The 26,315-nt window shown below is 73.9% G+C and carries 24 protein-coding genes and 1 pseudogene; 14 read left to right on the top strand and 11 right to left on the bottom strand.

Annotation, left to right across the window (positions count from 1 at the left end):
• Positions 1-245: 245 nt before the first annotated feature.
• Positions 246-497 (top strand): WhiB family transcriptional regulator, encoded by a 252-nt coding sequence (locus ACZ63H_RS14805; protein WP_469864892.1) that lies wholly within the window; start codon positions 246-248, stop codon positions 495-497.
• A gap of 73 nt (positions 498-570) precedes the next feature.
• On the opposite strand, the gene ACZ63H_RS14800 is transcribed toward ACZ63H_RS14805, so the two are convergent.
• Together ACZ63H_RS14800 and ACZ63H_RS14795 are read right to left on the bottom strand one after the other, a co-directional pair.
• The gene (locus ACZ63H_RS14800; protein WP_469864890.1) at positions 571-1,017 is read right to left on the bottom strand and encodes a DUF6098 family protein; all 447 of its coding nucleotides are present in this window, start codon (positions 1,015-1,017) and stop codon (positions 571-573) included.
• A gap of 71 nt (positions 1,018-1,088) precedes the next feature.
• Entirely contained in the window at positions 1,089-2,519 is a 1,431-nt protein-coding gene (locus ACZ63H_RS14795; RefSeq protein WP_469864888.1) for a M1 family metallopeptidase, read from the bottom strand.
• Between the two features lie 168 nt (positions 2,520-2,687).
• Here ACZ63H_RS14795 and ACZ63H_RS14790 point away from each other — a divergent pair, with 168 nt between their 5' ends.
• Positions 2,688-3,038, top strand: a complete 351-nt coding sequence (locus ACZ63H_RS14790; protein WP_469864886.1) for a DUF488 domain-containing protein — start codon at positions 2,688-2,690, stop codon at positions 3,036-3,038.
• Between the two features lie 43 nt (positions 3,039-3,081).
• Here the strand turns inward: ACZ63H_RS14790 and ACZ63H_RS14785 are convergent, their stop codons facing one another.
• Both ACZ63H_RS14785 and ACZ63H_RS14780 read right to left on the bottom strand, forming a co-directional pair.
• A complete protein-coding gene (locus ACZ63H_RS14785) occupies positions 3,082-4,755 on the bottom strand; it encodes an FAD-binding dehydrogenase (protein WP_469864884.1) in 1,674 nt (557 codons plus the stop codon).
• A 44-nt stretch (positions 4,756-4,799) separates the two neighbouring features.
• A complete protein-coding gene (locus ACZ63H_RS14780) occupies positions 4,800-5,429 on the bottom strand; it encodes a TetR/AcrR family transcriptional regulator (RefSeq protein WP_469864882.1) in 630 nt (209 codons plus the stop codon).
• 129 nt (positions 5,430-5,558) lie between these two features.
• Here ACZ63H_RS14780 and ACZ63H_RS14775 point away from each other — a divergent pair, with 129 nt between their 5' ends.
• From ACZ63H_RS14775 to ACZ63H_RS14765, 3 genes are all read left to right on the top strand, one after another.
• Complete coding sequence (locus ACZ63H_RS14775; protein WP_469864880.1) at positions 5,559-6,188, top strand: alpha-ketoglutarate-dependent dioxygenase AlkB; 630 nt, start codon at positions 5,559-5,561, stop codon at positions 6,186-6,188.
• 85 nt (positions 6,189-6,273) lie between these two features.
• On the top strand, positions 6,274-7,020 hold the full coding sequence (locus ACZ63H_RS14770) for an MBL fold metallo-hydrolase (RefSeq protein ID WP_469864878.1): 747 nt from the start codon (positions 6,274-6,276) through the stop codon (positions 7,018-7,020).
• Between the two features lie 31 nt (positions 7,021-7,051).
• Entirely contained in the window at positions 7,052-8,302 is a 1,251-nt protein-coding gene (locus ACZ63H_RS14765; protein ID WP_469864876.1) for a DUF4032 domain-containing protein, read from the top strand.
• A 1-nt stretch (position 8,303) separates the two neighbouring features.
• Here ACZ63H_RS14765 and ACZ63H_RS14760 read toward each other — a convergent pair whose 3' ends face one another.
• Complete coding sequence (locus ACZ63H_RS14760) at positions 8,304-9,170, bottom strand: universal stress protein (protein ID WP_469864874.1); 867 nt, start codon at positions 9,168-9,170, stop codon at positions 8,304-8,306.
• Positions 9,171-9,327: 157 nt separating this feature from the next.
• Between ACZ63H_RS14760 and ACZ63H_RS14755 the strand changes: the two genes are divergently transcribed.
• Genes ACZ63H_RS14755 through ACZ63H_RS14745 form a run of 3 tightly spaced genes read left to right on the top strand, consistent with a single transcriptional unit; the run spans position 9,328 to position 12,808 of the window.
• Positions 9,328-11,004 (top strand): FAD-dependent oxidoreductase, encoded by a 1,677-nt coding sequence (locus tag ACZ63H_RS14755; RefSeq protein WP_469864872.1) that lies wholly within the window; start codon positions 9,328-9,330, stop codon positions 11,002-11,004.
• Positions 11,001-12,452: an ATP-binding protein gene (locus tag ACZ63H_RS14750; protein ID WP_469864870.1), complete on the top strand. Its 1,452-nt coding sequence runs from the start codon at positions 11,001-11,003 to the stop codon at positions 12,450-12,452. The genes ACZ63H_RS14755 and ACZ63H_RS14750 overlap by 4 nt, the downstream gene beginning before the upstream one ends.
• Entirely contained in the window at positions 12,449-12,808 is a 360-nt protein-coding gene (locus ACZ63H_RS14745) for a UBP-type zinc finger domain-containing protein (RefSeq protein ID WP_469864868.1), read from the top strand. Before ACZ63H_RS14750 ends, ACZ63H_RS14745 begins: the two co-directional genes overlap by 4 nt.
• 80 nt (positions 12,809-12,888) lie before the next feature.
• Here the strand turns inward: ACZ63H_RS14745 and ACZ63H_RS14740 are convergent, their stop codons facing one another.
• A complete protein-coding gene (locus tag ACZ63H_RS14740; RefSeq protein ID WP_469864866.1) occupies positions 12,889-14,670 on the bottom strand; it encodes a M4 family metallopeptidase in 1,782 nt (593 codons plus the stop codon).
• Positions 14,671-14,982: 312 nt separating this feature from the next.
• Between ACZ63H_RS14740 and ACZ63H_RS14735 the strand changes: the two genes are divergently transcribed.
• The 5 genes and pseudogenes from ACZ63H_RS14735 to ACZ63H_RS14715 all read left to right on the top strand — a co-directional run.
• Positions 14,983-16,134, top strand: coding sequence for a serine hydrolase domain-containing protein (locus tag ACZ63H_RS14735; RefSeq protein WP_469864864.1), 1,152 nt, complete (start codon positions 14,983-14,985; stop codon positions 16,132-16,134).
• Between the two features lie 70 nt (positions 16,135-16,204).
• A complete protein-coding gene (locus tag ACZ63H_RS14730) occupies positions 16,205-16,882 on the top strand; it encodes an AIM24 family protein (RefSeq protein WP_469864862.1) in 678 nt (225 codons plus the stop codon).
• Positions 16,883-17,281: 399 nt separating this feature from the next.
• Positions 17,282-18,253: an LLM class F420-dependent oxidoreductase gene (locus tag ACZ63H_RS14725; protein ID WP_469864860.1), complete on the top strand. Its 972-nt coding sequence runs from the start codon at positions 17,282-17,284 to the stop codon at positions 18,251-18,253.
• A gap of 104 nt (positions 18,254-18,357) precedes the next feature.
• Positions 18,358-18,783, top strand: a complete 426-nt coding sequence (locus ACZ63H_RS14720) for an SsgA family sporulation/cell division regulator (protein ID WP_469864859.1) — start codon at positions 18,358-18,360, stop codon at positions 18,781-18,783.
• A gap of 40 nt (positions 18,784-18,823) precedes the next feature.
• Positions 18,824-19,495, top strand: a pseudogene (locus ACZ63H_RS14715) (DUF2238 domain-containing protein); the annotation flags it as partial.
• 188 nt (positions 19,496-19,683) lie between these two features.
• Here ACZ63H_RS14715 and ACZ63H_RS14710 read toward each other — a convergent pair.
• From ACZ63H_RS14710 to ACZ63H_RS14690, 5 genes are all read right to left on the bottom strand, one after another.
• A complete protein-coding gene (locus ACZ63H_RS14710) occupies positions 19,684-20,178 on the bottom strand; it encodes a DUF6328 family protein (protein ID WP_469864857.1) in 495 nt (164 codons plus the stop codon).
• Positions 20,179-20,223: 45 nt separating this feature from the next.
• On the bottom strand, positions 20,224-21,207 hold the full coding sequence (locus ACZ63H_RS14705; RefSeq protein ID WP_469864855.1) for an aldo/keto reductase: 984 nt from the start codon (positions 21,205-21,207) through the stop codon (positions 20,224-20,226).
• Between the two features lie 50 nt (positions 21,208-21,257).
• Positions 21,258-22,802 carry an AMP-binding protein gene (locus tag ACZ63H_RS14700; protein ID WP_469864853.1) on the bottom strand — a complete coding sequence of 515 codons (1,545 nt, stop codon included), beginning with the start codon at positions 22,800-22,802 and terminating at the stop codon, positions 21,258-21,260.
• A 90-nt stretch (positions 22,803-22,892) separates the two neighbouring features.
• The gene (locus ACZ63H_RS14695) at positions 22,893-23,780 is read right to left on the bottom strand and encodes a LysR family transcriptional regulator (RefSeq protein WP_469864851.1); all 888 of its coding nucleotides are present in this window, start codon (positions 23,778-23,780) and stop codon (positions 22,893-22,895) included.
• Positions 23,781-24,381: 601 nt separating this feature from the next.
• The gene (locus tag ACZ63H_RS14690; protein ID WP_469864910.1) at positions 24,382-25,578 is read right to left on the bottom strand and encodes an FAD-dependent monooxygenase; all 1,197 of its coding nucleotides are present in this window, start codon (positions 25,576-25,578) and stop codon (positions 24,382-24,384) included.
• 334 nt (positions 25,579-25,912) lie between these two features.
• Here ACZ63H_RS14690 and melC1 point away from each other — a divergent pair, with 334 nt between their 5' ends.
• Positions 25,913-26,302, top strand: a complete 390-nt coding sequence (gene melC1, locus ACZ63H_RS14685) for an apotyrosinase chaperone MelC1 (protein WP_469864849.1) — start codon at positions 25,913-25,915, stop codon at positions 26,300-26,302.
• Positions 26,303-26,315: the final 13 nt, after the last annotated feature.

Here is a 26,315-nt window from a genome sequence, read left to right as displayed (position 1 = left end):
TAGCCCGCCCCCCCCCCCCCCCCTCCCTCCTCCCCCCCCCCCCCCCCCCCCCCCCCCCCCCCCCCCCCCCCCCCGCCCGTTCGCCGCCCCGCACTCGCGCGCGGAGGGCTCTTCCGCCCGGCGGAACGCCATCGTCGCCGGATCGTGCGGCGGTTGAGCCGTTTCACGTTCCCTGGGCCGGTCACCCGAAGGCGAGAACGCTTACGACAGGGCACGACGACTCCCACCGATCCAGGAGATTTCCCATGGACAACTGGCGTGACCATGCCGCGTGCCGTCACGAGGATCCCGATCTGTTCTTCCCCATCGGGACCACCGGCCCGGCACAGGTGCAGACCGAGCGGGCGAAGGCGGTGTGCGGACGCTGCCCGGTCCGGGAGCAGTGCCTGGACTGGGCGCTGGACACCGGTCAGAGCATCGGCGTCTGGGGCGGTACCACCGAGCTGGAGCGCCGGGCGCTCAAGCGCCGGGCCCGCTCCCGCTACCGCTCCGGCTGACGGCCGGGGCCCGGCCGGCGCCCGCGCGCCGCGCGGCGGCCCTCCCGGCGCGGGGGGGCGCCCGGCGCGCGGCTCAGCCGCCGCGGCGCAGGGTCCCCCACGCCCGCTCCTGGCGGGCCACCTCCCGGCGGGCCTCCTCGATCACCTCGCCCGCGATCCAGCACAGCGGCTCGACGTCGGCCACGAGCGGCTCGTTGTCGGGGCCCCGGCCCCGCTCCCTGCCCCCGAGGACCCAGGGCCGTACGCCGGGTCCCTTGTCGTGGGGCAGGTGCGCGTAGTCGTAGAGGCGGCGCGCCACCCACAGCTCGACCGAGCGGCCGTTCCACCACTCCTCCACGTCGAGCGGGTTGGCGGACAGCCCGGGCATGGCCACGCCGGTCAGCTCGTCCGTGCTGGACACCTTGTGGAGATCGGTGCCGGGCCCCTTGGACCACCGCACGTACAGCCCCCGGCGCCGCCGCACCAGGGCTGCCGCGTCGGCGAGGGTGCTCACGACCGGCAGGTCGTCCGGTGCGCTCATGGCTTGACCTCCCTGTACCGCGCGTACGCCACGCGACCGGAGTACCCCGGCCGCGCACCGGAAATCGGACGTCAGGCGCGGTCCGGCCGGCCCGGGGCGTACAGCCAGGTGTCGAACAGTCCTTTGAGCCGCTTGCCCGACGTCCGCTCGGCCAGCCGGACGAACCCGGCGGTCGTGCCGTGTCCGCCGCGGCGCCCGTCCGCCCAGGCGCGCAGGACGCGGAAGAAGTCCCGGTCGCCGACGGCCCGCCGCAGTGCGTGCAGGGCCATGGCGCCGCGGTCGTAGACGGGCGTGCCGAACAGGCGCGCGCCGCTGCCCGGGTCGCCGGGCGGGTAGGCCCACAGTCCGTCGCGGGCGGGGCGGGCGTAGAGGGCGTCGAAGGTCTTCTGGGCGCTGGGGCCGCCGTGCTGCTCGGAGTAGAGCCACTCGGCGTAGGTGGCGAAGCCCTCGTTGAGCCAGATGTCCTTCCAGGACGTGAGGGTGACGGAGTCGCCGAACCACTGGTGGGCGCTCTCGTGCACGAGGGTGGTGAGGTCGGGCGCGGAGTCGTAGACCGGCCGGGTCTGCGTCTCCAGGGCGTAGCCGACGTCCGGTGCGTGGTCGACGAGGGATCCGGCGGCCCGGAACGGGTACGGCCCGAAGAGCCGGCTCCCCCACTCCAGCACGGACGGCAGCTTCCTCAGCACGGGCGCGGCGGCGCGCGCCTCACGGGGGTCCACGGCGTTGAACACCTGGATGCCGTCACGCGTCGTGTACCGCTCGGTACGGAACGTTCCGATGGTGGCGGTCGCCAGGTAGGCGGCCATGGGCTCGCTCTGGCGCCAGCGGAAGGTGGTCCTGCCGTGGGCGGTGCGCTGTCCGAGGAGGACGCCGTTGGCGACGGCGGTGCGGCCCCGCGGGACGGTGAGCGCGAAGTCGTACGACGCCTTGTCCCCGGGGTGGCCGTTGGCGGGGAACCAGGTCATGGCGCCCTGGGGTTCGCCCGCGACGAACGCGCCGTCGTCGGTGGGGATCCAGCCGTCCGCCGAGCCGTCGGGGTCGGTGACCGGCCCGGGAGTGCCGTGGTAGGTGACGGCGACCCGGAAGGTGCGGCCCTTCGCCACAACGGCGGACGGGGTGACGACGAGTTCCCGGCCGTCACGGGCGAAGCGGGCGGTCCGGCCGTCGACCGTCACCCGGGTGACGGTCAGCCCGGACAGGTCGAGGTCGAAGCGGGTCAGGCGCTGGGTGGCGCGGGCCGTGAGGACGGCGGTGCCGTCCAGGCGCCGGGCGGCGGGCTCGTAACGCAGCGTCAGGTCGTAGTGGCCGACGTCGTAGCCGCCGTTGCCGCTGAGCGGGAAGTACGGGTCTCCCGCGCCGGGCGCCCCGGCGGTGGCCGGTGCGGCGCCGCCGTTGGCGTCCGGTGCCGCGGCCCCGGTGGTGGCGAGGAGTGCGGCGAGGGCGACGGGGACGGTGGCGAGGACGGCGGTTCGGCGGCGGGCGGGACGGCGCGGTGGCGTCACGTGCGCTCCTCGGGGCGTGGCGGTGATCGACTGGCCGTCAGCGTAGGCGGGCCGGCGCCCCGGATTCCCCCTTCTTCCGGTCAAGTCGCCTCGCGTCGCCGCCCGGGGGCCGAGGCGGTGCGCAGTACGCTCGCGGCACCGTCCCCGCCCCGGAAGGAGCCCCGTGCCGTGAGCGTGCGCCTGCGCCGGATCTACGAACCGCCCGAGCCCGACGACGGTCTGCGCGTGCTGGTGGACCGGCTGTGGCCGCGCGGCCTCGCCAAGGAGGACGCCCACGTGGACGAATGGCCCAAGGGCCTCACGCCGTCGGCCGAGCTGCGCACGTGGTACCACGGGGGCGGGGGTTCGTACGAGGAGTTCCGCCGGCGCTACGAGGCGGAGCTGGACGCGCCGGAGGCCGCCGGTCTGCTCGACGGCCTGCGCAAGGCGGCCCGCGAGGGGCGCGTGACCCTCCTGACGGCGTCGAAGCGGCCCGAGGAGAGCCACGCGCGGGTGCTGCTGGAACTGGTGGGGGGCTGAGGGCCGGCCTTGTCCGGGGCCGGCGCCCGCCCGCGGCCGGGGTTCAGCCCGTGTGCCGGGCCGCGTGCCGGCCCGCCGCCCGGCCGGAGAACAGGCAGCCGCCGAGGAAGGTGCCCTCCAGGGCGTTGTAGCCGTGCACCCCGCCGCCGCCGAACCCGGCCACCTCGCCCGCCGCGTACAGCCCCTCGACGGGCGTGCCGTCGGTGCCGAGGGCCCGGGAGTCCAGGTCGGTCTGGATGCCGCCGAGGGTCTTGCGGGTCAGCACGTGCAGCCGGACCCCGATGAGGGGGCCCGCGGCCGGATCGAGGATGCGGTGCGGGGCGGCGACCCGGCCGAGCCGGTCGCCGATGTAGCGGCGGGCGTTGCGGATGCCCTGGACCTGGGCGTCCTTGCTGTAGGGGTTGGCGAGCTGCGCGTCGCGGGCCTCGATCTGGCGGCGCACCCCGGCGGCGTCGAGCAGCGGCTCGCCGGCCAGCGCGTTCATCTTGTCCACCAGCCGTTCCAGGCCGTCCGCGACGACGAAGTCCTCGCCCTTCTCCACGAAGGCCCGCACGGGTGCCGGGGCGCCCCTGCCGAGCAGCCGGTCGCGCAGCACGGCCTTGCGGTCCCCGGCGGTGATGTCGGGGTTCTGCTCGGAGCCGGAGAGCGCGAACTCCTTCTCGATGATCTTCCGGGTGAGGACGAACCAGGAGTGGTCGTAGCCGGCGATGTCCTCGGTGGTGCGCAGGTACTTCAGGGTGCCGAGCGTGTCGTAGCCGGGCAGGCAGGGGTCGGGCAGGCGGCGGCCGAGGGCGTCGAGCCAGATGGAGGACGGGCCGGGCAGGATGCGGATGCCGTGGCCGGGCCAGATCGGGTCCCAGTTGCGCAGGCCCTCGGTGTAGTGCCACATGCGGTCGCGGTTGACGAGGCGTACGCCGGCCCCGGCGCTGATGTCGAGCATGCGGCCGTCGACGTGGGCCGGGACGCCGGTGACCATCCGGGCGGGGGGCGTGCCGAGCCGCGCGGGCCAGTGGCGGCGGACGATGTCGTGGTCGGCCCCGATGCCGCCGGAGGTCACGACGACGGCCTGGGCGGTCAGTTCGAAGTCGCCGGCGCGGACGCGGCCGGAGGCGACGCCGCGCGGGGAGTCGTCGGGGGCGAGGACCGTGCCGCGCACCCCGCGCGCCGTGCCGCCCTCGACGACCAGTTCGTCCACCCGGTGGCGGTGGTGGAAGGCCAGCAGTCCGTCCCGGGCGGCCTGCCGGGCGTAGCGGACGAAGGGTTCGACCACGCCGGTGCCGGTGCCCCAGGCGATGTGGAAGCGGGGCACGGAGTTGCCGTGCCCGTCGGCCCGCAGGTCGCCGCGCTCGGCCCAGCCGACGGTGGGCAGCAGTTCGATGCCGTGCCCGGCGAGCCAGGACCGCTTCTCCCCCGCCGCCCACTCCACGTAGGCGCGGGCCCAGCGCACCGCCCAGGAGTCCTCGTCGGCGAGCCGGTCGAAGCGCGCGCTGCCCTGCCAGTCGGTCCAGGCGAGGCCGAAGGAGTCCTTGACGCCGAGGCGGCGCTGCTCGGGCGAGTCGACGAGGAAGAGCCCGCCGAGGGACCAGAACGCCTGGCCGCCGAGGTTGGCGGCGTTCTCCTGGTCGACCAGGGCCACCCGGCGGCCCCGGCTGGTGAGTTCGTGCGCGGCGACGAGTCCGGCGAGGCCCGCTCCGACCACGATGACGTCGGCGTCCATGTGTGTGTCCTTCCTCGGGGGTGCGCGTCGGGGCCGTCGCGGGGTTACGACGGGGGGCGGCCGCCGTCCGTCAGCAGCGCGGTGAGCAGCTGCTTCAGCCAGGCGCGGGCGGCCTCGACGTCCCGGTCCAGCAGCAGTTGGGTGGTGACGCCGTCGTACGCGGCGACCACGGCGCGGGCGGCGCCGTCCGCGTCGCCGAGGACGGCGGGCAGCGCGGTGTGGCCCCGGGCGCGGGCCAGCCGGCCGGCGACGGCCGCGCGGAGCCGGGCGCGGTGGTCGAGCAGGGCGCGGGCGACGTCCGGGTCCCGGGCGGCGTGCACCAGGAAGTCGGTCTTCACCAGCAGCCAGTCCACGTCGAGCAGCAGCACCTCGGTGACCCGGTCCACGGAGGCGGCCACGTCGAGGTCCGGGCCGTCCTGGGCGAGCGCGTCGGCCACCTGGCCCGCGATCACGCCGGCGCGCTCCCGGTACAGCGCGAAGAACAGCTCGTCCAGGCTGGCGAAGTTCGAGTAGAAGGCGCCGCGGCTGAATCCGGCCGCCTCGCAGACCTCCTCGATGGTGACCCGCCCGAACCCCTTCGCCGCGAACACGGCGAACGCGGCGTCGAGCAGCCGGGCCCGGGTGCGGCCCCGGCGCCGGGTGACGCGCGCGGGTGGCTCGTGCGCCGGCTCCATCCGACCGTCCTCTCGTTCGATGCGCGAATGTATCGGATACACGGGTGTATCGAAAGGGCCCGGCGACGATGCGAGCACCCCGGATGATCGAATGAAACATACTTTCGATTAACGGAGTACGCTGGCCCCATGGCCACGCACCTCCAGGGCTCCCTGTTCGACCAGACCGACGAGCTGCGGCTCGGTCCGCTGGGCGGGCTGGGCCGCACGGTGCTGGGCGCGGGGGCCTGGATCGACGTGCTGCCGGGCTGGCTCGGCGGCGCCGACGCGCTCTTCGAACACCTCGCGGCCGGGGTCCCGTGGCGGGCCGAGCGCCGGAAGATGTACGACAACGTGGTCGCCGTGCCCCGGCTGCTGGCCCACTACGGCGAGCGGGACCCGCTGCCCCACCCGGTCCTGGACGAGGCCCGCGCCGCCCTGTCCCGGCACTACGCCGAGGAGCTGGGCGAGCCGTTCACGACGGCCGGACTGTGCTTCTACCGGGACGGCCGGGACAGCGTGGCCTGGCACGGGGACCGCACCGGGCGGGGCGCCCGCGAGGACACCATGGTCGCGATCCTCTCCGTCGGCGCGCCCCGGGACCTGCTGCTGCGGCCCGCGGGCGGGGGCGGCCCCACGGTGCGCCGGCCACTCGGGCACGGCGACCTGATCGTGATGGGCGGATCCTGCCAGCGCACCTGGGAGCACTGCGTGCCCAAGACCGGCCGGGCCACCGGACCGCGCATCAGCGTCCAGTTCCGGCCGCACGGCGTCCGGTGACCGGCCGGGCCCGCCCTTGCGCGGACCCGCGGCCGGTCTGATTGGCTGTCCTTCCACCAACGATCACACAGGGTTCGGGGAGATCATGCGGGCAGAGGTACGCCAAGTCGCCGACGGCACCTACCTGGTGTGCGGCGCGCACGTCAACTGGGTGATCCTCAAGGAGGGCGACGCCGTCACCCTGGTGGACACCGGCTACCCGGGAGACCGCCCGGCGCTGCTGGCGTCGCTCGCGGAGGTGGGCGCCTCCCCGGAGGCGGTCGCCGCCGTGCTGATCACCCACGCGCACAACGACCACCTGGGCTCGGCCGAGTACCTGCGCGCGGCCCACGGCACGCCGGTGTACCTGCACCCGGCCGAAGTGGCGCACGCGCGGCGGGACTTCCTCCAGCAGGCCACCATCGGCGACGTCGTGCGCAACGCCTGGCGGCCGGGCGTCCTGCCCTGGGCCCGGCACGTGCTCAAGGCCGGCGGCACCGCGCACAACCCGGTCACCGCGCCCGAGCCGTTCCCCGCCGAGGGGCCCCTCGACCTGCCCGGCCGTCCCGTGCCCGTGCACACCCCCGGCCACACCGACGGCCACTGCGTCTACCACCTGCCCGGGTCGGGGATCGTCATCTCCGGGGACGCGCTGGTCAGCGGGCACTCCATCTCACGGATCGAGGGCCCGCAGATCCTGCCCGGCTTCTTCCACCACGACCGGGCCCGGGTCGTGGCCTCGCTGGAGCTGGTCGCCGCCCTCGACGGGGACGTCCTGCTGCCGGGCCACGGCCCGGTGCACCGGGGCCCGGTGCGCGCGGCGGCCGAACAGGCCCGGGAGAGGGCCTCCTGAAACACCCGGCCGGGGCCTTAGGGTTCATGTCATGTCCTTGCAGATCAGCGCCACGAACCCGGAGCACCCCGCGCTCCTGCTCGCCCTGCCCTGGGACACCCCGCTGGAGGAGTGGCCCGAGGAGTACCTCGTCCCGCTCCCCCGCGGCATCTCCCGGCACGTGGTGCGCTACGCGCACGCCGGCGACGAGGTGATCGCCGTCAAGGAGCTGGCCGAGCGGCCCGCGCTGCGCGAGTACGGGCTGCTGCGCGACCTGGACCGGCTCGGCATCCCGGCCGTCGACCCGCTCGCCGTGGTCACCGGCCGCACCGACCGCTCGGGCGCCCCGCTGGAGCCGGTGCTGATCACCCGGCACCTGCGCGGCTCGATGCCGTACCGGTCGATGTTCGAGACCACCATGCGCCCGGCGACCATGCACCGGCTGATGGACGCCCTCGCCGTGCTGCTGGTCCGCCTCCACCTGGCCGGCTTCGCCTGGGGCGACTGCTCGCTGTCCAACACCCTCTTCCGGCGGGACGCGGGCGCCTACGCGGCCTATCTGGTCGACGCCGAGACCGGTGAGCTGCACCCGCGGCTCAGCCCCGGGCAGCGCGACTACGACCTCGACCTGGCCCGGGTCAACATCAGCGGCGAGCTGCTGGACCTGGAGGCGTCCGGCGCGCTGCACCCGTCGGTGGACCCGGTGGAGTTCGGCCACGAGATCTGCACCCGCTACCAGGGGCTGTGGCGGGAGCTGACCCGCACCTCGGTGTACCCGGCGGGCAAGTACCACTACATCGAGCGCCGGATCCGCCGGCTGAACGACCTCGGTTTCGACGTGGCCGAGATGCAGATCGAGCACTCCTCCAACGGTGACACGGTCACCTTCGTGCCGAAGGTCGTGGACGCCGGCCACCACCAGCGGCAGCTGCTGCGGCTGACCGGCCTGGACACCGAGGAGAACCAGGCACGGCGGCTGCTGAGCGACCTGGAGAGCTGGATGGCCACCCAGGACGACTACGCCCCCGAGGACGCGGGCGGCGGGGACCCCCACGCCGCCCGCCCGGAGGTGCTCGCCCACCGCTGGGTCCGGGACGTGTTCCGGCCCACCGTGCGCGCCGTGCCGCCGGAGCTGCGCGGCACGATGGACCCGGCGGAGATCTACCACCAGCTGCTCGAACACCGCTGGTACCTGTCCGAGCGCGCCCAGCACGACATCGGGCTGGACACGGCCGTCAAGGACTACATCGAGAACGTCCTGCCGAGGGCCCGCGCCACACTGGAGCCGGCCGAGCCCGAGTAGGTCAGTCGTGCGGGACCACGGCCACCGGGCAGCCGGCGTGGTGCAGCACGCCGTGCGCCACCGAGCCGATCCGGGCACCGACGGCCGTCCGGTGCGCCCGGCGCCCGACGACCATCAGCTGGGCCCGGGCCGCCGTCGACAGCAGCACCTGCCCGGCGCTGCCCATCTCGACGTGCTCGGCGACGGACACCTCGGGGAACCGCTCCCGCCAGGGCCGCACGGCATCCGCCAGCGCCTGCTTCTCGTACGGTTCGAGGCCGCCCGCCTCGTCCAGCAGCCGGAGCGAACCGGGGCTGTAGGCGAACACCGGGGGCAGGGTCCACGCCCGCACCACGCGGACCCCCGCTCCCCGGGCGGCCGCCGTCTCGAACGCGAACCGCAGCGCCGCCGCGCTGTCCTCGGGGCCGCCCTGCTGGCCGACCACGACGTCCCGGCCGGCCGCCTCCGCCGCCGCTTCGTCCCCGGCGCGCACCAGCACCACGGGCCGGGCCGCCTCGGCGATCACCTGCTGCCCCACCGAGCCCAGCAGGAACCCGACGACGGGTCCGTGCCCGCGCGAGCCGAGCACCAGCATCTCGGCCCCGGCCGCGGCCCGGGCCAGCGCCTGCCCGGCCCCGCCCTCCACCAGGTCCGTGGTCACCGTCAGCCCCGGGTGCCGCTCCGCGACGGAGCGCGCGGCGCGCTCCACGCCTTCCGCGACCCACCCGTGCTGGGTGTCCCGGTCGGCCGTGGCCAGCGCCTCGGCGTACCGCCAGGCGTGCACCACGCGCAGCGGCAGGTCCCGGCGCACCGCCTCCCTGGCCGCCCAGTCCAGCGCGGCCAGGCTCTCCTCGGTACCGTCCACCCCTGCCGTGATCGGGCGTGTCATCCGTGGGCCTCCTCGTCGTCCCGTGCGCACGAGCGTGTCGTCGTGTGCTCATGATCATGGTGCCCGCTCCCGGCCGCCGGCACCGCGAAGTGCCGCGGCGGACCCGGGCGATCGAACATACGATGGCCTGGTACCGGTGACATGGGTGGGGAGTCGTATGGCACAGGCCGCCGAGACCGCGCGGACCGTCATCCTGACCGTGGACGACGACCCGGGGGTCTCCCGCGCCGTCGCCCGCGACCTCAGGCGGCGCTACGGCGGGTCGTACCGCATCGTCCGGGCGGAGTCCGGCGAATCCGCGCTCGCCGCGCTGCGCGAGCTGAAGCTGCGCGGGGACCTGGTGGCGGTGATCCTGGCCGACTACCGCATGCCCCGGATGAACGGCGTCGAGTTCCTGGAACAGGCCCTGGACGTGTACCCGGGTGCCCGCCGGGTGCTGCTGACCGCGTACGCGGACACGCACGCGGCGATCGACGCCATCAACGTCGTCGACCTGGACCACTATCTGCTCAAGCCCTGGGACCCGCCCGAGGAGAAGCTCTACCCGGTCCTCGACGATCTCCTCCAGGCCTGGCGCTCCAGCGCCCACAGGCCGGTGCCCAGCACCAAGGTGGTCGGGCACCGCTGGTCGGCGCGGTCCTCGGCGGTCCGGGAGTTCCTGGCCCGCAACCAGGTGCCCTACCGCTGGTACTCGGTGGACGAGCCGGAGGGCCGGCGGCTGCTGGCCGCCGCCGGGCAGGACGGGCAGCGGCTGCCGCTGGTGGTCACCCCGGACGGCACGGCCCTGGTCGAGCCCGAACCGCCCGAGCTGGCGGCCCGGGTCGGGCTCGCGACGACCCCGGCGGCCGACTTCTACGACCTGGTGGTGATCGGCGGCGGCCCGGCCGGGCTCGGCGCGGCCGTGTACGGCGCCTCCGAGGGCCTGAGGACGGTGCTGGTGGAGCGGTCGGCGACCGGCGGACAGGCCGGGCAGAGCTCCCGCATCGAGAACTACCTCGGCTTCCCGGACGGTGTCTCCGGCGCCCAGCTCACCGACCGGGCGCGGCGGCAGGCGGCCAAGTTCGGCGCCGAGATCCTGACCGCCCGCGAGGTGACGGGACTCGAGGCCAGCGGGGCCGCCCGGATCGTACGGTTCGCGGACGGCTCGGCGATCGCCGCGCACAGCGTGATCCTCGCGACCGGCGTGCAGTACCGGCAGCTTCCGGCCGCGGGCTGTGACGGCCTGACCGGCTGCGGGGTGTTCTACGGCTCGGCGCTGACCGAGGCCGCCTCCTGCGAGGGGCAGGACGTCCACATCGTCGGCGGCGCCAACTCGGCGGGCCAGGCGGCGATGTACCTGTCCCGGTTCGCCAAGTCGGTGACCCTGCTGGTGCGCGGGCCCGACCTGTCGGCGTCGATGTCGCACTACCTGATCCAGCAGATCGAGGACGCCCCGAACATCTCGGTGCGCTGCCACACGGTGGTCGACGAGGCCCACGGCACCGGGCGGCTGGAGCGGCTGACGCTGCGGCACGCGGTGACCGGCGAGCGCGAACAGGTCGACGCCCAGTGGATGTTCGTGTTCATCGGCGCCGCCCCGCTGACCGACTGGCTGGGCGAGACGGTGCTGCGCGACGAGCGCGGCTTCATCCTGGCCGGGCCCGACCTGACCGCCGGCGGACGGCCGCCGGCCGGCTGGGAGCTGGACCGGCCGCCGTACCACCTGGAGACCAGCGTTCCCGGCGTGTTCGTCGCCGGGGACGCGCGCGCGGAGTCCGCCAAGCGGGTCGCGTCCGCCGTCGGAGAGGGAGCCATGGCCGTGATGCTCGTCCACCGGTACCTGGAGCAGTCGTGAGCGGCCGGACCGTGCCGTGCAGCCCCCGGGAGATCGGCTCGCTGTTCCTGTTCGAGAAGCTGAGCCCCGAACAGCTGGGCCGGCTGTGCGCGGCGGGCCGGGTGGAGCTGTTCGAGCCCGGCCCGGTGTACACCGAGGGCGACCCCGCCACCTGCCTCTTCGTGATGATCGAGGGCACGGTGGTGCTGTCCCGGCGGGTCGGCGCCGACGACGTGGAGGTCAGCCGGACCTCGCAGCGCGGGGTGTACGCGGGCGCGATGCAGGCCTACCTCGGCGACCGGGTGCGGCAGGTCTACCGCAACTCGATGCGGGTCACGGAGCCGACGCGGTTCTTCGTGCTGCCGGCGGACGTCTTCGCGGACGTGATGCGCGAGTGGTTCCCGATGGCCGTGCACCTGCTGGACGGTCTGTTCTTCGGGTCGAAGAACACCCAGGCGATGATCGGGCAGCGGGAACGGCTGCTGGCCCTCGGCTCGCTGTCGGCGGGGCTCACGCACGAGCTGAACAATCCGGCGGCGGCAGCGGTCCGGGCCACGGCCGCGCTGCGCGAACGGGTCGCCAAGATGCGGCACAAGCTCGGCCTGATCGCCGAGGGCCCGTTCTCCCGGGAGGTGCTGGCGAGCCTGGTGGAGATCCAGGAGCGGACCGCGGAGCGGGTGGCGAAGGCGCCGGTGCTCAGCCCGCTGGAGGCGTCCGACCGGGAGGACGCGCTCACCGACTGGCTGGAGGGACACGGCATCGGCCACGGCTGGCAGCTCGCGCCCGTCTTCGTGCAGGCCGGACTCGACACCGACTGGCTGGAGCAGGTCGCGGCGGCGGTCGGCGAGGAGATCCTGCCGAACGCGGTCGGCTGGCTCAACTACACGATCGAGACCGAGCTGCTGATGAACGAGATCGAGGACTCCACCGCCCGCGTCTCGCACCTGGTCGACGCGGCCAAGCAGTACGCGCAGCTGGACCGGGCGCCGTACCGGGTGGTGGACGTGCACGAACTCCTCGACAGCACCCTGCTGATGCTGTCCGGGAAGCGGGGGCCGGGCATCGAGGTGGTCAAGGACTACGACCGCACGCTGCCGCCGGTGCCCGCCTACCCGGCGGAGCTGAACCAGGTGTGGACCAACCTCGTGGACAACGCCGTGTCCGCGATGAACGGCACGGGCGGGCAGGGCACCCTGACCGTGCGCACGGCACGCGAACACGAGCGGCTGCTCGTGGAGTTCCGGGACACCGGGCCCGGGATCCCGCCGGAGATCAAGGGCCGGATCTTCGATCCCTTCTTCACCACCAAGCCGGTCGGCGAGGGCACCGGGCTCGGCCTGGACATCTCCTGGCGGATCGTCGTCGACAAGCACCACGGCACCCTGCGGGTGGACTCGGTGCCCGGCGACACCCGCTTCCAGGTGCTGCTGCCGCTGACCGCGGAGCCGTCCGGGGAGGAGCCGGAATGAACGACGTCGAGGCGACCGGGGACATCGACCCGGACGTGCCGCCGAGCGGGCCGGGCTGCGTGGAGTGCGAGGAGACGGGCGGCTGGTGGTTCCACCTGCGCCGCTGCGCGCGGTGCGGGCACATCGGCTGCTGCGACGACTCCCCCTCGCGGCACGCCACCGCCCACTACCGGGCGACCGGGCACCCGGTGATCCGCAGCTTCGAGCCGGGCGAGGACTGGTTCTGGGACTACGCCGCCGAGGAGCTGTACACCTCCGGCCCCGCGCTGGCTCCCCCGGCGAGCCGCCCCGCCGGCCAGCCGGCGCCGGGCCCGGCGGGCCGGGTGCCGGCCGACTGGGCGCGCACGCTGCGCTGACACCGGGCCGGGCGGGCCCGCACAGGCGGATGCCCCGCACGGGGCGGGGCATCCGGTGCTGCTGGGTGGTCCGGCGTCCGTCAGTGGGCGCGCGGGGTGTTGGCGGCGGTCACGTTGACCGCGGACCACGACGTGTTGACCGTCTTGTACTCGGTGCTGTTCGCGCCGTACAGGTCCTTGGCCGCCTTCAGGGTCGCGGTGCGCGCCTGGTGGAAGTCGGTGCTGGAGACCATGTAGCGGGTGAGCGCCCGGTAGTAGATGGCGGTCGCCTTGGTCCGGCCGATGCCCTTGACCTTGATGTTGTGGTAGGTCGGCGAGTTGTAGGTGACGCTGCCGATCGTCTTCTTGCCACTGCCCTCGGCGAGGAGGTAGTAGGCGTGCGAGGAGACGCCGGAACCGGCGTGCACCTCGGTGTAGTAGGTCTTCGGCGACCAGTAGTCGATGGTGCCCTCGAGCTTGTCCAGCGACGGGTGGTCCAGGCGGCGCAGGAACTTCTGCGCGAGGCCCAGCTTCTCGCCGACCAGGTAGTCCGGGGTGTCCTTCGCGTTCTTGGCGTAGAACTCGACGTTCGAGCCGAAGATGTCCGCGAGCGACTCGTTCAGCGAGCCGGGCTCGCCGTACTGGTTGCCGTCGGAGTCGACGATGGTCGGCTGGAGGTTGGCGGTCGCCTCCACCACGCCGTGGGTCAGCTCGTGACCGGTGACGTCGAGGACGACGAGCGGCTTCTTGAACATCTCGCCGTCGCCGTCGCCGTACAGCATGCAGTTGCAGGTGGGGTCCCAGAAGGCGTTGGCGACCTTCTTGCCCCAGTGCACCATCGCCTGGGCGGCCTTGCTGTTGTTGCGGATGCCCTTGCGCTTGAACGTGGACTTGTAGAAGTCCAGCGTCTTGGTCACGCCGTACTGCGCGTCGGCGGCGACCGTGGCCCGGCTCGTGGTCTTGCCGTTGCCCCACACGTTGTTCGTGTTGGTGAACTTGGCGCCGGCGCTGAACTTCTCGGTGTACGAGCCCTTGGCGTCCCGGGTCTCGGTGCCGTACCGGTTCGGGTCCTTGAGCTGGTAGTGCCCGCGCGAGGTCTGCGTGGTGGTGAGGCCGACGTTGCCCACGAAGAGGGTCTTGCCGGTGCCCTTGGCGGCCGACGGGTAGCCCGTCGCACCGGTGGCGCCGGAGCCGGCCGGGCCGGAGGCGCTCGCGGCGGAGCCGGTGCCGGTGGCCGGGTCGAGGGTCTCGCCGCGCTCGCGCAGGGTGTCGAGCAGCTTCGGCGACAGGAACTCGTCCCGGGTCGGCGTGCTGCTGCGCACCTTGCCGGTGACCGCGTCGACGACGACCGTGCGGGCGGTGTCCCGGTCGGTGACGGTGACCTGGTAGGCGAGCGCGGAGGCGCCGGCGCGGGCGTCCACCACGAGCTGGGCGCCGCTCGCGTCGCCCTTGGCCGCCGCGGCGGCCTTCGCGGCGGCCTGGGCGGCGGACAGCCTGGCGCGGGCGGCGGGCTTGACGGCGTGGTCGGCCGCGCGGGTCACGCCGGCGTAGCCGAGCTTGCCGTCGAGGTGGACGACGAGGTCGCCACCGAGCACCTGCAGGCCCTCGTGCGTGCGGACGAACCGGACGTGCCGGGCGCCCTCGGGGTCGATCATGACGTCCTGGGCGTGCAGTTCGTCGCCCTTGGAGACGCCGGTCGCGGAGGCGTGCGCGAAGGCCGCGGCGCGCGCCGCCTCCACCACCACCGCGGCATCGACGGCGGCGGAGGCGGCGGTGCGCTGCGTCCCCGTGTCGGGAGCCGCGAAAGCCGTACCGGCCAGGCCCGTGGCGGCCGTCGTCACCGCGACGGCGACCGCCACGGTGCGTATGTGCGGTCTACGCAATCTGATCAGGGTTCCTTCGTTCGAAGGCGGGAGAGGTCGTCAACCGCCTTGAGACATGACGCGGTTGGGGCGCCACGGGGGCCGGTCCGGCCCCGGGGGTAACCCTTACGGATCAGTCATGGACACGTAAAGCCGGAATGATCCATTTCGTGAACTTCTATGGCAATCCTTTACATACGGCAGCCACAGAGTGATCACAGCATGACCCATCGTGTGTCGGCTGGGAGGACGTCACCCCCATCCCCTAGGTTCCCAGGGCGGAATGTGACCGATATCGCATCAGGAACCCGGCCGGTGGGAGAGGATCGCGACATGGACTTGGCAACGGTGGGACGGGGAGCGGTACTCGGCGCGGTCACGCTGTCGCTGTTCGCGGTCCCCGCGCACGCGGCGGCACGGCAGGCAGCGCGCACTCCGGGCGCGGCGGCGCTGCCGGCCCCGGACACCGGGCGTCTGGCCGCGGTGCTGCGGTCGGTGGTGGCCCGGGGCGCGCCGGGGGCGCTGGCCCGGATCGACGACCACGGCCGGACCTACCGGGTCACCCGCGGTGTCGCCGACCGCGCCACGGGGCGGGCCATCAGCACCGGCGACCGGTTCCGGATCGGCAGCGTCACCAAGACCTTCACGACCGTGGTGCTGCTCCAACTGGTCGACGAAAAGCGGCTGCGGCTGGACGCGCCGGTCAACCGCTACCTGCCGGGCCTGCTGCCGGACGACCGGATCACCGTCCGCCACGTGCTCGGCCACCGCAGCGGCCTGTACGACTACAGCGACGACATGTTCGCCGCCAGCGTCCCCGGCTTCGAGGCGGTCCGCAACAAGGTGTTCACCTACCGGCAGTTGGTCTCCCTCTCCCTGAAGAAGCCCCGCACCAACGCGCCCGGCGCCGCCTACGCGTACTCCAACACCAACTTCGTCGTCGCCGGGCTGCTCGTGGAGAAGCTCACCGGGCAGCCGGTGGGAACCGCCTACCGGAACCGCCTCATCAAGCCGCTGAAGCTGACCGACACCTTCTACGTCCACCCGGACACCGCGATCCCCGGCCGCCACACCCGCGGGTACCTGACGCCGGACGCCGCGGGCGCCCCGCTGGTCGACGCGACCGCGCAGACCGCGTCCTGGGCGCAGAGCGCGGGGGCGGTCATCTCCAGCGCCCGCGACCTCGACGCCTTCTACGGCGCGCTGCTGAAGGGCAGGCTGATGTCCGCCGCGCGGCTCGCCGACATGGAGCGGTTCACCAAGGTGAACAGCACGACGGCGTACGGGCTCGGGCTGCGGCGGCGCACCCTGTCCTGCGGGGTGTCGGTGTACGGGCACACGGGGGCGGTGCAGGGCTACTACACCTACGCGTTCGGCACGAAGGACGGCGGGCGGACCCTGACCGCCGTGGCCAACACCTCCAACAACGCCAAGGTGCTGGACGCCCTGGCCGGGACGCTGGAGTCGGCGTTCTGCGGCAAGTGACCGGACGGCGGCCGGACCGGCACGTTCCGTGATCTTGGCGGAACGGGGCCGTCCGGGACACCATGCCCGCATGAAGGGTGATCTCTTTTCCAGTCAGCACATGGTGCGGCCGGCCGTGGAGCCGGGGATGTCCGTCGAGAACGCCAAGTGCGTCAAGTACGCGGTGGACGGCGAGATGTACGCCCGGCAGGGCGCGATGGTCGCCTACCGCGGCGACCTGAGGTTCGAGCGCAAGGGGCAGGGCGTCGGCGGCATGCTCAAGCGTGCGGTCACCGGTGAGGGGCTGCCCCTGATGGTGGTGCGCGGGCAGGGCGAGGCGTGGTTCGCGCACGAGGCGCAGAACTGCTTCATCGTCGACGTCGAGCCCGGCGACCAGTTCACCGTCAACGGCCGCAACGTCCTGTGTTTCGACGCCTCGCTGTCGTACGAGATCAAGACGGTGAAGGGGTCGGGCATCGCCGGCGGCGGCCTGTTCAACAGCGTGTTCACCGGGCAGGGCCGGCTCGGCCTGGTCTGCGAGGGCAACCCGCTGGTCATCCCCGTGTCCGCGCAGGCGCCGGTGTACGTCGACACGGACGCGGTGGTGGGCTGGACCACCCATCTGCAGACCTCGCTGCACCGCTCGCAGTCCCTCGGCTCGATGCTGCGCGGCGGTTCCGGGGAGGCCGTGCAGCTGATGCTCCAGGGCGAGGGGTTCGTCGTGGTGCGGCCGAGCGAGCTGACGCCCCAGACGAACCAGCAGCACTGACCACCTGCGGGGAAGCCCGGGCGGGGTCGCGCGAGGAAGGGGGATGGACGAGGCGCACGCCTTCGGCACCGGGTACGGCACGACGGGCGCGGCGCCCGTGCTACCGCCGTCCGCCTCCCCGGCGCGGGCCCGCGACGAGCGCACCGGCCCGTCCGCCGGCCTGTGGGCGCCGGGCTGCGCCGCGGGAACCTCCGGGAACGGCCGCCCAGGGCGGTGGTCCGCGAGGTCCTGCCCCGGGTGCCGTGGGCGGGCCGGTGCCGGACGCGACGGGGTACCGTCCGGCGCGGCGCAGGGCGGACCGGGTCGCGCCGACGACATCCGCACGGACGTTCCGGGTACCGGAGGAGTGACTCGCGTCGTCGGCTGTTTTCCGGGCGCGGAGGCGGGGACTCGCCGGATATGGTGCAAATCGGATACACGATGATGACCGAGCAGGCCGGTCCCCGGGACCTGGTGAACCATGTGGTGGGCGCCGAGGAGGTGGGGTTCGACTTCTCGGTGATCTCGGACCACTACTTCCCGTGGCTGCGCGCGCAAGGCCACGCCTCCTACGCGTGGAGCGTGCTGGGCGCCGCCGCCCAGGCCACCACGCGGATCCCCCTGATGACCTACGTCACCTGTCCCATCCTGCGCTACCACCCGGCGATCGTGGCGCAGAAGGCGGCGACCGTGCAGCTGCTGTCGGAGGGCAGGTTCCGGCTCGGCCTCGGCGCGGGCGAGAACCTGAACGAGCACGTCGTGGGCGGCGGCTGGCCTCCGGTGGACGTCCGGCACGAGATGCTGGAGGAGGCGATGGAGATCATCCGCGCGCTGTTCGAGGGCGGCCACGTCACCCACCACGGGCAGCACTACGACGTGGAGTCGGCCCGGCTGTGGGATCTGCCGGACCAGGCGCCGCCGATCGGCCTCGCCGTCTCGGGCGACCAGTCCTGCGAACTCGCCGGGCGCCTCGCCGACCTGGTGATCGCGACCGAGCCGAAGGCGGGCCTGCTGGAGGCGTTCGACCGGCACGGCGGCCAGGGCAAGCCCCGGGTGGGCCAGCTGCCGGTGAGCTACGACCCCGACCGGGACACGGCGGTCAAGCGCGCCCACTCCCAGTTCCGCTGGTTCGGCCTGGGCTGGAAGGTGAACGCCGAACTGCCGCACCCCGACTCGTTCGAGGCCGCGACGCAGTTCGTCACCGAGGACGACGTCGCCTCCGCCATCCCGTGCGGTGACGATCCGGATGCCTTCGTCGAGGCCGTACGGCCGTACGCGGAGGCCGGGTTCGGGGAGATCGCGCTGGTGCAGATCGGCGGCGACGCGCAGCGGGAGTTCCTGGACTGGTCGGCGAAGACCCTGCTGCCGGCGCTGCGGGAGGCGTTCGGCTGAGGGCCGGCGGCGGTGTGGCGCAGGAATCAGCCGCACGAGTGAGCATCCTGGGCACTGCCGGGGTACTAGAGGCTTCTACGCCGATTGTCTGCCGGAGGCCCCGCGTGAACCCGTTCGTGCACAAGACCCTGGTGGTGCAGCTCCTCGCGCCCGGCACCGGACGGTGTCCGGTGCTGGCCCATCTCGGCTACGCCGCCGACGACCCGTTCGCCGTCACCGCCGTCTTCGCCCACGACGGCCGGGTGCTGGCGTCCTGGCGGCTGGACCGGGCGATGCTCGCCGAGGGCCTGGCCGGCTCGGTCGGCATCGGCGACGTACGGCTGCGGCCACAGGACACGGGGCCGTGGCACGAGCTGCGCATGGAGTTCCTCGGGGACACCCGCCAGGACGGCAGCCGGCACCGGGCGGTCGTGCTGGCGTGGGCGCCGGGGGTGGCGGCGTTCCTGCGCGAGACGTACCGGGTGGTGCCGCCGGGCCAGGAGCGGGTCGACGTGGACGAGTTGCTGGCGGAGATCCTCTCCGCGGGGTGAGTAGCCGTACTCATGCCGGCGGCCCCGGCCCGGCGCCACGATGGGGGCTCTACGACGCCTCACAGCAAGGAGCCCCGCCGTGACCGCTGCGCATCCCGCCCCGCTCCGGGCGCCGCGCCGGGTACCGCCCGTCGTCTTCGCCGGTGTGGTGGCCGCGGGGCTGGCCGTTTCGGCGGTCGGCGCCCGTGACCGCGCCACCTGGTTCCTGGAGACCGTGTGGGTGCTGGTCGGCCTGCCGCTGGTGGTGCTGTGCTGGCGGCGCTTTCCGCTGACCGGGCTGCTGTGCGGGCTGCTCACGGCGCACGCGCTGGTCCTCGCGGTCGGCGGGCACTACACGTACGCCGAGGTCCCGGCGGGCGACTGGGTGCGCGACGCCTTCGGCCTGGACCGCAACCCGTACGACCGTTTCGGGCATCTGATGCAGGGCTTCGTCCCCGCCGTGCTGGTCCGCGAACTGCTCACCCGCACCTCGCCGTTGCGCGGCAGCCGCTGGCTGGCCCCGCTCACCGTGTGCGCCTGCCTGGCCTTCAGCGCCTGCTTCGAGCTGCTGGAATGGCTGGCGGCCGAGATCGGCGGCCACGGCGCCGACGCGTTCCTGGCGACCCAGGGAGACCCCTGGGACACCCAGTGGGACATGCTCTGCGCCCTGACCGGCGCCGTACTGTCCCTGCTCCTGCTCAGCCACCACCACGACCGCCATCTCCGGACACTGCGGACGCCTGCGGCAGTGCGCGTCCCGTCCGATGGACCACGGGCCGAGCCGGGGTCGGAGCGGGGCCGGGGCCGGTTGGGCGCCCCCGCACCCGGCCGTCCCGCGGGCAGCCCACGTCCTGCGCCGGGGCGGGCGCCTGGTGTCCGGCCAACGCCGTCGCCGAAGACGGCAGCCGCTCCGGGCAGGCCCTAGTCCTCCGGGTCCCGCGGGTTCCGGTGGCGGGCCCACAGGGGGAGGATGTACCAGCACAGGACGTACCAGGCGACGACGGCCGACACCAGGTAGGGGACGTAGCCGTTGTGGGTGGCCACCCGGAGGATCAGCAGCAGGGACGAGGTCATCGTGGCGAGCAGCAGGGCCAGGCCGACCAGTGTCAGCCGGGAGGCCAGCCGTACCGCGCGGGGCTTGACCCGGTGGCCGGAGACCAGGCGGTGCAGGGACACCGGGCCGATGAGGGCGCCGGTGGCGCAGGCGCCCATGACGACGGTCACGATGTAGATCGTCTGGTCGGTGTCGGCCAGCCGCGCGTACTTCGGCTGGAAGACCACCGTCAGCAGAAAGCCGAACAGGATCTGTACGCCCGTCTGTGCGACGCGGACCTCCTGGATGAGTTCACCCCACATCCGGTCGGCCCGCTCCTCCTCCGTCTCGTCGCGCCCTCTGCGCCGCCCTTCCCGTGTCATGCACAGCCGTATAACCGGCCGCCCGTTCGTCAAACGGGGAAGCGGCTACCAGCGGTTTTCGACCTGGTCCTTGATCCGGCGGTCGTACAGTTCCCGGATCGCGGTGAGGGTCGTGGGCGCCAGCGGCGGCAGCTTGGCCGCGGCGGCGTTGGCGCGGGCCTGCTCGGGGCTGCGGGCGCCGGGGATCACGGTGGTGACCCCCTCCTGCTCGATGATCCAGCGCAGTGCGAGCTGGGCCGGGGTGTAGCCCTCGGGGGCGAGCGCGGCGAACTCGGCGGCGGCCTCCACGCCGGTGGCGTAGTCGACCCCGGAGAAGGTCTCGCCCTGGTCGAAGGCCTCGCCGTGCCGGTTGTAGGTGCGGTGGTCGTCGGCCGCGAACACCGTGTCCTTGGTGTACTTCCCGGACAGCAGCCCGGAGGCGAGCGGGACCCGCGCGATGATGCCGACGCCGGCCTCGCGGGCGGCGGGCAGCACCTCGCGCAGCGGCTTCATGCGGAACGGGTTGAGGATGATCTGCACGCTGGCCACACCCGGCCGGGCGATCGCGGTGAGCGCCTGCTCGCAGGTCTCCACGCTCACGCCGTAGGCGGCGATGCGCTCCTCCTCGACCAGGGTGTCCAGGGCGTCGAACACCTCGTCGGAGGAGTAGACGGGGGTGGGCGGGCAGTGCAGCTGCACCAGGTCGAGGCGGTCGACGCCGAGGTTGCGGCGCGAGCGGTCGTTCCAGGCGCGGAAGTTGTCCAGGACGTAGTTCTCCGGGATCTGCTCCACCCGGCGGCCCATCTTGGTGGCCACGAGGACGTGCAGGTCGGGACGGCCGCGCAGGAAGGAGGCGATGGTCTCCTCGCTGCGCCCGTCGCCGTACACGTCAGCCGTGTCGAAGAAGGTCACCCCGGCCTCGGCCGCCGCCTCCAGCACGGACAGGGCCACCTTGTCGTCCACGTCGCCCCAGTCGGCGCCCAGCTGCCATGTGCCGAGCCCGACCACCGATGCCCACTGTCCCGACCTGCCGATCACACGTTCGTCCATGGCGTCAGTCTGTCATCCGTCACGGCATCCCGTGCACTTGACGGGTCGGCTCAGCCGGCCAGCCGGGCCCGCAGCTCACGCTTGTCCGGTTTGCCCGCCGCCGTCAGCGGGATGTCCGGCACCAGGTGCAGGGCGTCGGGAGCGTAGAGGCGCCCCTTGCGGGCGGTGACGAAGTCGCGGAGCTCCTCAAGCACGGGGCGCTGCCCGGCGGCGGGCACCACGGCGGCGTGCACGTGCTCGACCTCGTCGTCGTCCCGGCTGCCGAACACCGCGCACCGGCCGACGGCGGGATGGCCGAGCAGCAGTTCCTCCAGTTCCGCCGGATAGACATGGCCCCCGACGACCACGATCTTCTCCTTGACCCGGTCCACCAGGTACAGGTAGCCGTCCTCGTCGAGATAGCCGACGTCGCCGGTGTGCACCCAGCCGTCCCGCAGCACCTCGGCGGTCAGCTCCGGCTGCTTCCAGTAGCCGCCCATCACATAGGGCGAGCGCACCCGGACCTCGCCCCACTCCCCGGGCGGCAGGGCGGTGCCGTCGGCGTCCCGGACGGTGATCTCCACGCCCGGCAGGGCCCGGCCGACCGTCAGCTGGCCGCCGTGTCCGGTGACCTCCTGTTCCGTGGGGCCGGTCCGGGTGATGAGCTGCGTCTCGGCCTGTCCGTACATGCCGTGCAGCACGGGTCCGAGGACGCGGGCGGCCTGCCGCATCCGGGCCGGTGAGGCGGGGGTGCCGCCGTAGCTGACGCGGCGCAGGGCGGACAGGTCGGTGCGCGGCAGGTCGGGGTGGTCCAGGAGCCGGTAGAGCAGGGGCGGCAGCAGCCAGGTGTGGGTGACGCGCTCGCGCTGGATCGCGGCCAGCGCGTCCCCGGGCTCGAAACCGTGCCGCAGGACGACCGAGCCGCCCTGGTACAGCGCCAGGTCGGCGAAGATCCCGGCGAGGTGGGCGAGGGCGGTGCAGGCCAGGAAGCGGGGCGGGTCGCCGGCGGCGGCGAATTCCTGGTCCATGCTCAGCCGGTAGGCGCCGTGGGTCATGCGGATGCCCTTGGGGACGCCGGTGGTCCCGCCGGTGTGCCGGACGCACCAGTCGTCGTCGGGCCCGGCCCGGCCCTCCATCGGCCGGGCCGGCCGCCGTGCCGCCGCCGCGAGCACGTCCTCGGCCTCGCCGTCCGGTCCGAGCCAGAGGGTCTCCGGGGTGCCGGGGAGCCGCGACAGCTGCCGTGCCGCCTCCCGCTGCCGGTCGTCCACCAGCAGCAGGGAGCAGTCCACGCTCTCCATCACCCGGGCCATGACCGGCGGGCTCATGCCCTCGTAGAGCACGACCACCCGGGCGCCGGTCAGACCGACGGCGTAGCGGGCCACCAGGGCCTCCACGGTGTTGCCGGTGAGCAGGGTCACCGTGGCCCCGCGTCCCGTCCCGCGCTCGGCCAGTTCCCAGGAGAGCCGGTGGACCTGGTCCCGTAACTCGCCGGCGCCGACCACCCGTCCCTCGGCGGTGGTGACCGCGGGCCGGGCCGGTTCGGCGGCCAGCACGTCGAGGACGGCCTCCGCGTAACTGCGGAACCCGGCGCGCGCAGGGGTCTGTTGCTCGCTCATCGCTGTTCTCCCTCGTCCGAGGCGGTGGTGGGCACGGCCGACGCTAGTGCCGGGGCGTTCATGCCTTCCACGACCGGTTCGGCCATGTGTTCATGACGCGAGGGACATGAGCCGCTCCCCGGCCACCTTGCGGAAGTCGCGGGCGGCGGGCGAGAGGTAGGCGCCCCGCCGCCACACCAGGGTCAGCGTGCGGTGGCAGTCGGGGGCGTCCAGCCGCAGCCAGGCCACCGGGCCGTCCTCGCCGATGGCCCGCCGGGCGACGGCCGGCAGCAGGCACAGGCCGAGTCCGGCGCCGGCCAGTTCGGGGGTGGCGGCGGCCTCGTCGCCCTCGCAGACCACCCGAGGGGTCAGTCCCTCGCGGGCGAACAGCCGCTCCAGCAGGGCTCGTTGCCAATGGCCGGCGCGGGTGCTGACGAAGTCCTCGCCGGCCAGCTCGGCCACGGTGACGCTCGTCCGGCCGGCCAGCGGGTGCCCGGCCGGCACGGCCAGCAGCACCTCCTCGCGGACCAGTTCCAGCGTGCGCAGTCCGGGCCCGGCGAGCGGCTGGGAGGCGATGGCGAAGTCGACCTCGGCGGAGCGCAGGTGCCGGTGCATGGTGTCCACGGGGGCCTGGAACAGGCGTACCCGCACCCCGGGCCGCAGCGCGCGGAAGGCGGACAGCACCCCGGAGAGCTGGAGGAGGGTCTCGGCGGCCACGGCGACCCGTCCGGGGCCGGGTCCGGCGGCGTCGGCCATCTCCCGCCGCGCGTCCTCGAGTTCCGCCAGCACCCGGTCGACCCGGACCAGGAAGGCGGCGCCGTGGTCGTTGAGCCGTATACGGCGGCCGTGGCGGTCGAACAGCGGGACGCCGAGGTCGGTCTCGAGCCGGCGGATGGTCCGGCTCACCGACGGCTGGGCGACCCGTAGTTCCTCGGCGGCCCGGCTGATGTGCTGATGCCGGGCGACGGCCTGGAAGTAGCGCAGTGACAGCAGATCCATCCCCGTAGTGTCACCGCCCCACTCACCGTCACCGCGCCGAGCCGCCGCCGGGCCTCGGCCGCGCGGCTCGGGCCCGGTTCCGTTCCGGGCGGCGGGACGGTGGCCGGTGCAGTGGTCGCGTGGGCCGTCGGCGGGTGCGAACGGGTCCGGTCAGGCCCCGGCCCGGTCGCCCGGCGCCGGCAGCGGCGGAACGGACTCGTGCGGCCCGCCCTTGGAGGCGAGGCGGCGCAGCGCCCCGGACGGCCTCCGCCGGCGGCCGGTCGCAGGCGCGGGGCCGGCCGTGGGCGCGGGGCCGGCCGTGGGCGCGGGGCCGGTCGCAGGCGCGGGGTCTGCCGTGGCGCGGCGCCGGTCGCAGGCGCGGGGTCTGCCGTGGCGCGGGGCCGGCCGTGGCGCGGACGTCACCGCGTTCCGCGGCACCCAACCCGCGCGGATCGGGGACCGGCTCCCCGACGCCACCACTCCGCCACCGCCCGGCCCGCGGCGGGCACCGGCTGCGTCCGCCACGGCTCCGCCCAGCGCCGGAGCCGGGCCCCCGCTCACCTCCAGGCCCGGCCCCGGCCCCGTGAGTGTGAGGGCTCCACGTCCGGTGGGGCGGGGCGGGTCAGCGGGCGCGCTCGGCGCGGGCGTGCAGGGCGCGGGCGGCGCGGGGGCCGAGCCAGCGCTTGAGCCTGCGCAGGGACTCCAGCCGTCCGGCCGCCTTGTCCAGGCCGTAGTACAGCTGCGGCGGGACGTACGGCAGCAGCGGTGAGTGGCGCTGGCCGAGCAGCGCGAACATCCGGTGCGGGGGCAGGTGGATGTAGCGGGGCAGGTTCTCGTACCACCGGGCGCTGTGGCGGGCGGCGCTCTGCGCGGACAGCAGCTCGGTCCGGCGCCGGCGTTCGTAGGCGGCGAGGGCCTCGGGCAGGGGGTGCGCGCGCAGGGCGTCGGCCAGGCACATGGCGTCCTCCAGGGCGAGGGTGGTGCCGGCGCCGATGGAGTAGTGGGTGGTGTGGGCGGCGTCGCCGACCAGGACCACGCGGCCGTCGTGCCAGGTGCGGTTGGTGAGGGTGCGGAAGGTTTCCCAGGAGGCGCCGGGGCGGGCGACGAGGGGGTGGCCGTCGAGGACGCGGCTGAAGAGTTCCTCCAGCAGCGCGAGGTTCTCGGCGGGATCCGCCCGGTCCAGCCCGAGTCCGGTGAAGGTCTCCGGGGAGCACTCGACGACACAGGTGCTGTGGCCGTCGTCGTAGCCGTAGCCGTAGGCCCAGATCCAGCCGTGCGGGGTCTCGGTGAAGGCGAAGGTGAAGGCGTCGAAGACCTTGGTGGTGCCGAGCCAGAGGTAGGGGTTGCGGCCCGGGGTGACGCGGGTGCCGAAGTGGTCGGCGCGGCGGGTGCGCAGGGCGCTGTGGACGCCGTCGGCCGCGACGACGAGGTCCGCGCCCGCGGGCGGCCGGGTCGGCGCGCTCTCGTACTCCAGGCGGACGCCGAGGGCGCGGGCCCGGGCGGCGAGCAGGCCGAGCAGCCGGTGCCGGCCGATGCCGAAGCCCTCGTCGCCGTGGTGCCGGGTGGTCAGGCCGCCGACGTGGGCGACGCCGTCCGTCCACCGCACCGAGTGCTCCTCCACGGCGCGGGCGGTCTCGGGGTCGTACTCGTGGAGCCGGTCGAGCAGCCCGCGCCAGTACGTCACGCCCCAGCCGTAGGTGGAGCCCTCGGGGCCGCGTTCGTGGACGGTGACGTCGTGGGCCGGGTCCTGTCGCTTGAGCAGGAGGGCGAGGCAGAGGCCGGCGGGCCCGCCTCCGACGCAGACGACCTTCACGCGCACACCCCTGACGGTCACCAGACGTAGTAGATCGGAAACGGAGCGTAGCAGGGGCGGGCGGCCCATCCGATCGCGTCAGTCTGGCGTGGTGAGCCGCGCCACTCGGGCGGACCGCCACCGGAAAGGATCAAGGAAAACCGGGGCGGCCCGGCAAGGAATTCCCCGTTCCGGTGCGGATCGGGCCACCTCCACGGCAAGATCATCTTTGTTCAACTCTGTATGACATGTGGTTAATTGTCCGGATCACAGCCAACCGGTTCCGGGAGATTTCTCCTGCTCCCGGACCTGCCGATAGGCATGCGTCGTCACCAAAGGATCACTCTTCCGGAGGACCCGCATGCCCGAGATCACCCGGCGCCGCGCGCTCACCGCGGCGGCCGCCGTCGCCGCGACCGCGACGGCGGCCGTCGCCCACACCGCTCCCGCCGCGACGGCCGCGTCCGCCGCCGGCCACCACGAGCCCACCGCGCCCGACTCCTTCGACGAGGTCTACAAGGGCCGCCGGATACAGGGCCGTCCGGCCGAGGACACCGGACACCACCACGGACACGGCGGCGGCTACGCGGTGTTCGTCGACGGCGTACCGCTGCACGTGATGCGCAACGCCGACGGCAGCTGGATCAGCGTCGTCAGCCACTACGACCCGGTGCCCACCCCGCGCGCCGCCGCCCGTGCCGCGGTGGACGAGCTGCAGGGCGCCCCGCTGCTGCCGTTCCCCGCCAACTGACCGCCCCCGCAAG

It is taken from the genome of Streptomyces sp. NPDC104831, from assembly GCF_055583025.1.
The sequence above is the reverse complement of the archived record's forward strand: the minus strand, read 5'-3'. Positions and strand labels throughout refer to the sequence as shown.

Coding starts and splice junctions, on each gene's coding strand:
- ACZ63H_RS14805 (WP_469864892.1), top strand. CDS start 246: ATGGACAACTGGCGTGACCATGCCGCGTGCCGTCACGAGGATCCCGAT.
- ACZ63H_RS14800 (WP_469864890.1), bottom strand. CDS start 1,017: ATGAGCGCACCGGACGACCTGCCGGTCGTGAGCACCCTCGCCGACGCG.
- ACZ63H_RS14785 (WP_469864884.1), bottom strand. CDS start 4,755: ATGGACGCCGACGTCATCGTGGTCGGAGCGGGCCTCGCCGGACTCGTC.
- ACZ63H_RS14780 (WP_469864882.1), bottom strand. CDS start 5,429: ATGGAGCCGGCGCACGAGCCACCCGCGCGCGTCACCCGGCGCCGGGGC.
- ACZ63H_RS14775 (WP_469864880.1), top strand. CDS start 5,559: ATGGCCACGCACCTCCAGGGCTCCCTGTTCGACCAGACCGACGAGCTG.
- ACZ63H_RS14770 (WP_469864878.1), top strand. CDS start 6,274: ATGCGGGCAGAGGTACGCCAAGTCGCCGACGGCACCTACCTGGTGTGC.
- ACZ63H_RS14765 (WP_469864876.1), top strand. CDS start 7,052: ATGTCCTTGCAGATCAGCGCCACGAACCCGGAGCACCCCGCGCTCCTG.
- ACZ63H_RS14760 (WP_469864874.1), bottom strand. CDS start 9,170: ATGACACGCCCGATCACGGCAGGGGTGGACGGTACCGAGGAGAGCCTG.
- ACZ63H_RS14755 (WP_469864872.1), top strand. CDS start 9,328: ATGGCACAGGCCGCCGAGACCGCGCGGACCGTCATCCTGACCGTGGAC.
- ACZ63H_RS14745 (WP_469864868.1), top strand. CDS start 12,449: ATGAACGACGTCGAGGCGACCGGGGACATCGACCCGGACGTGCCGCCG.
- ACZ63H_RS14735 (WP_469864864.1), top strand. CDS start 14,983: ATGGACTTGGCAACGGTGGGACGGGGAGCGGTACTCGGCGCGGTCACG.
- ACZ63H_RS14730 (WP_469864862.1), top strand. CDS start 16,205: ATGAAGGGTGATCTCTTTTCCAGTCAGCACATGGTGCGGCCGGCCGTG.
- ACZ63H_RS14725 (WP_469864860.1), top strand. CDS start 17,282: ATGGTGCAAATCGGATACACGATGATGACCGAGCAGGCCGGTCCCCGG.
- ACZ63H_RS14710 (WP_469864857.1), bottom strand. CDS start 20,178: ATGACACGGGAAGGGCGGCGCAGAGGGCGCGACGAGACGGAGGAGGAG.
- ACZ63H_RS14705 (WP_469864855.1), bottom strand. CDS start 21,207: ATGGACGAACGTGTGATCGGCAGGTCGGGACAGTGGGCATCGGTGGTC.
- ACZ63H_RS14700 (WP_469864853.1), bottom strand. CDS start 22,802: ATGAGCGAGCAACAGACCCCTGCGCGCGCCGGGTTCCGCAGTTACGCG.
- ACZ63H_RS14695 (WP_469864851.1), bottom strand. CDS start 23,780: ATGGATCTGCTGTCACTGCGCTACTTCCAGGCCGTCGCCCGGCATCAG.
- melC1 (WP_469864849.1), top strand. CDS start 25,913: ATGCCCGAGATCACCCGGCGCCGCGCGCTCACCGCGGCGGCCGCCGTC.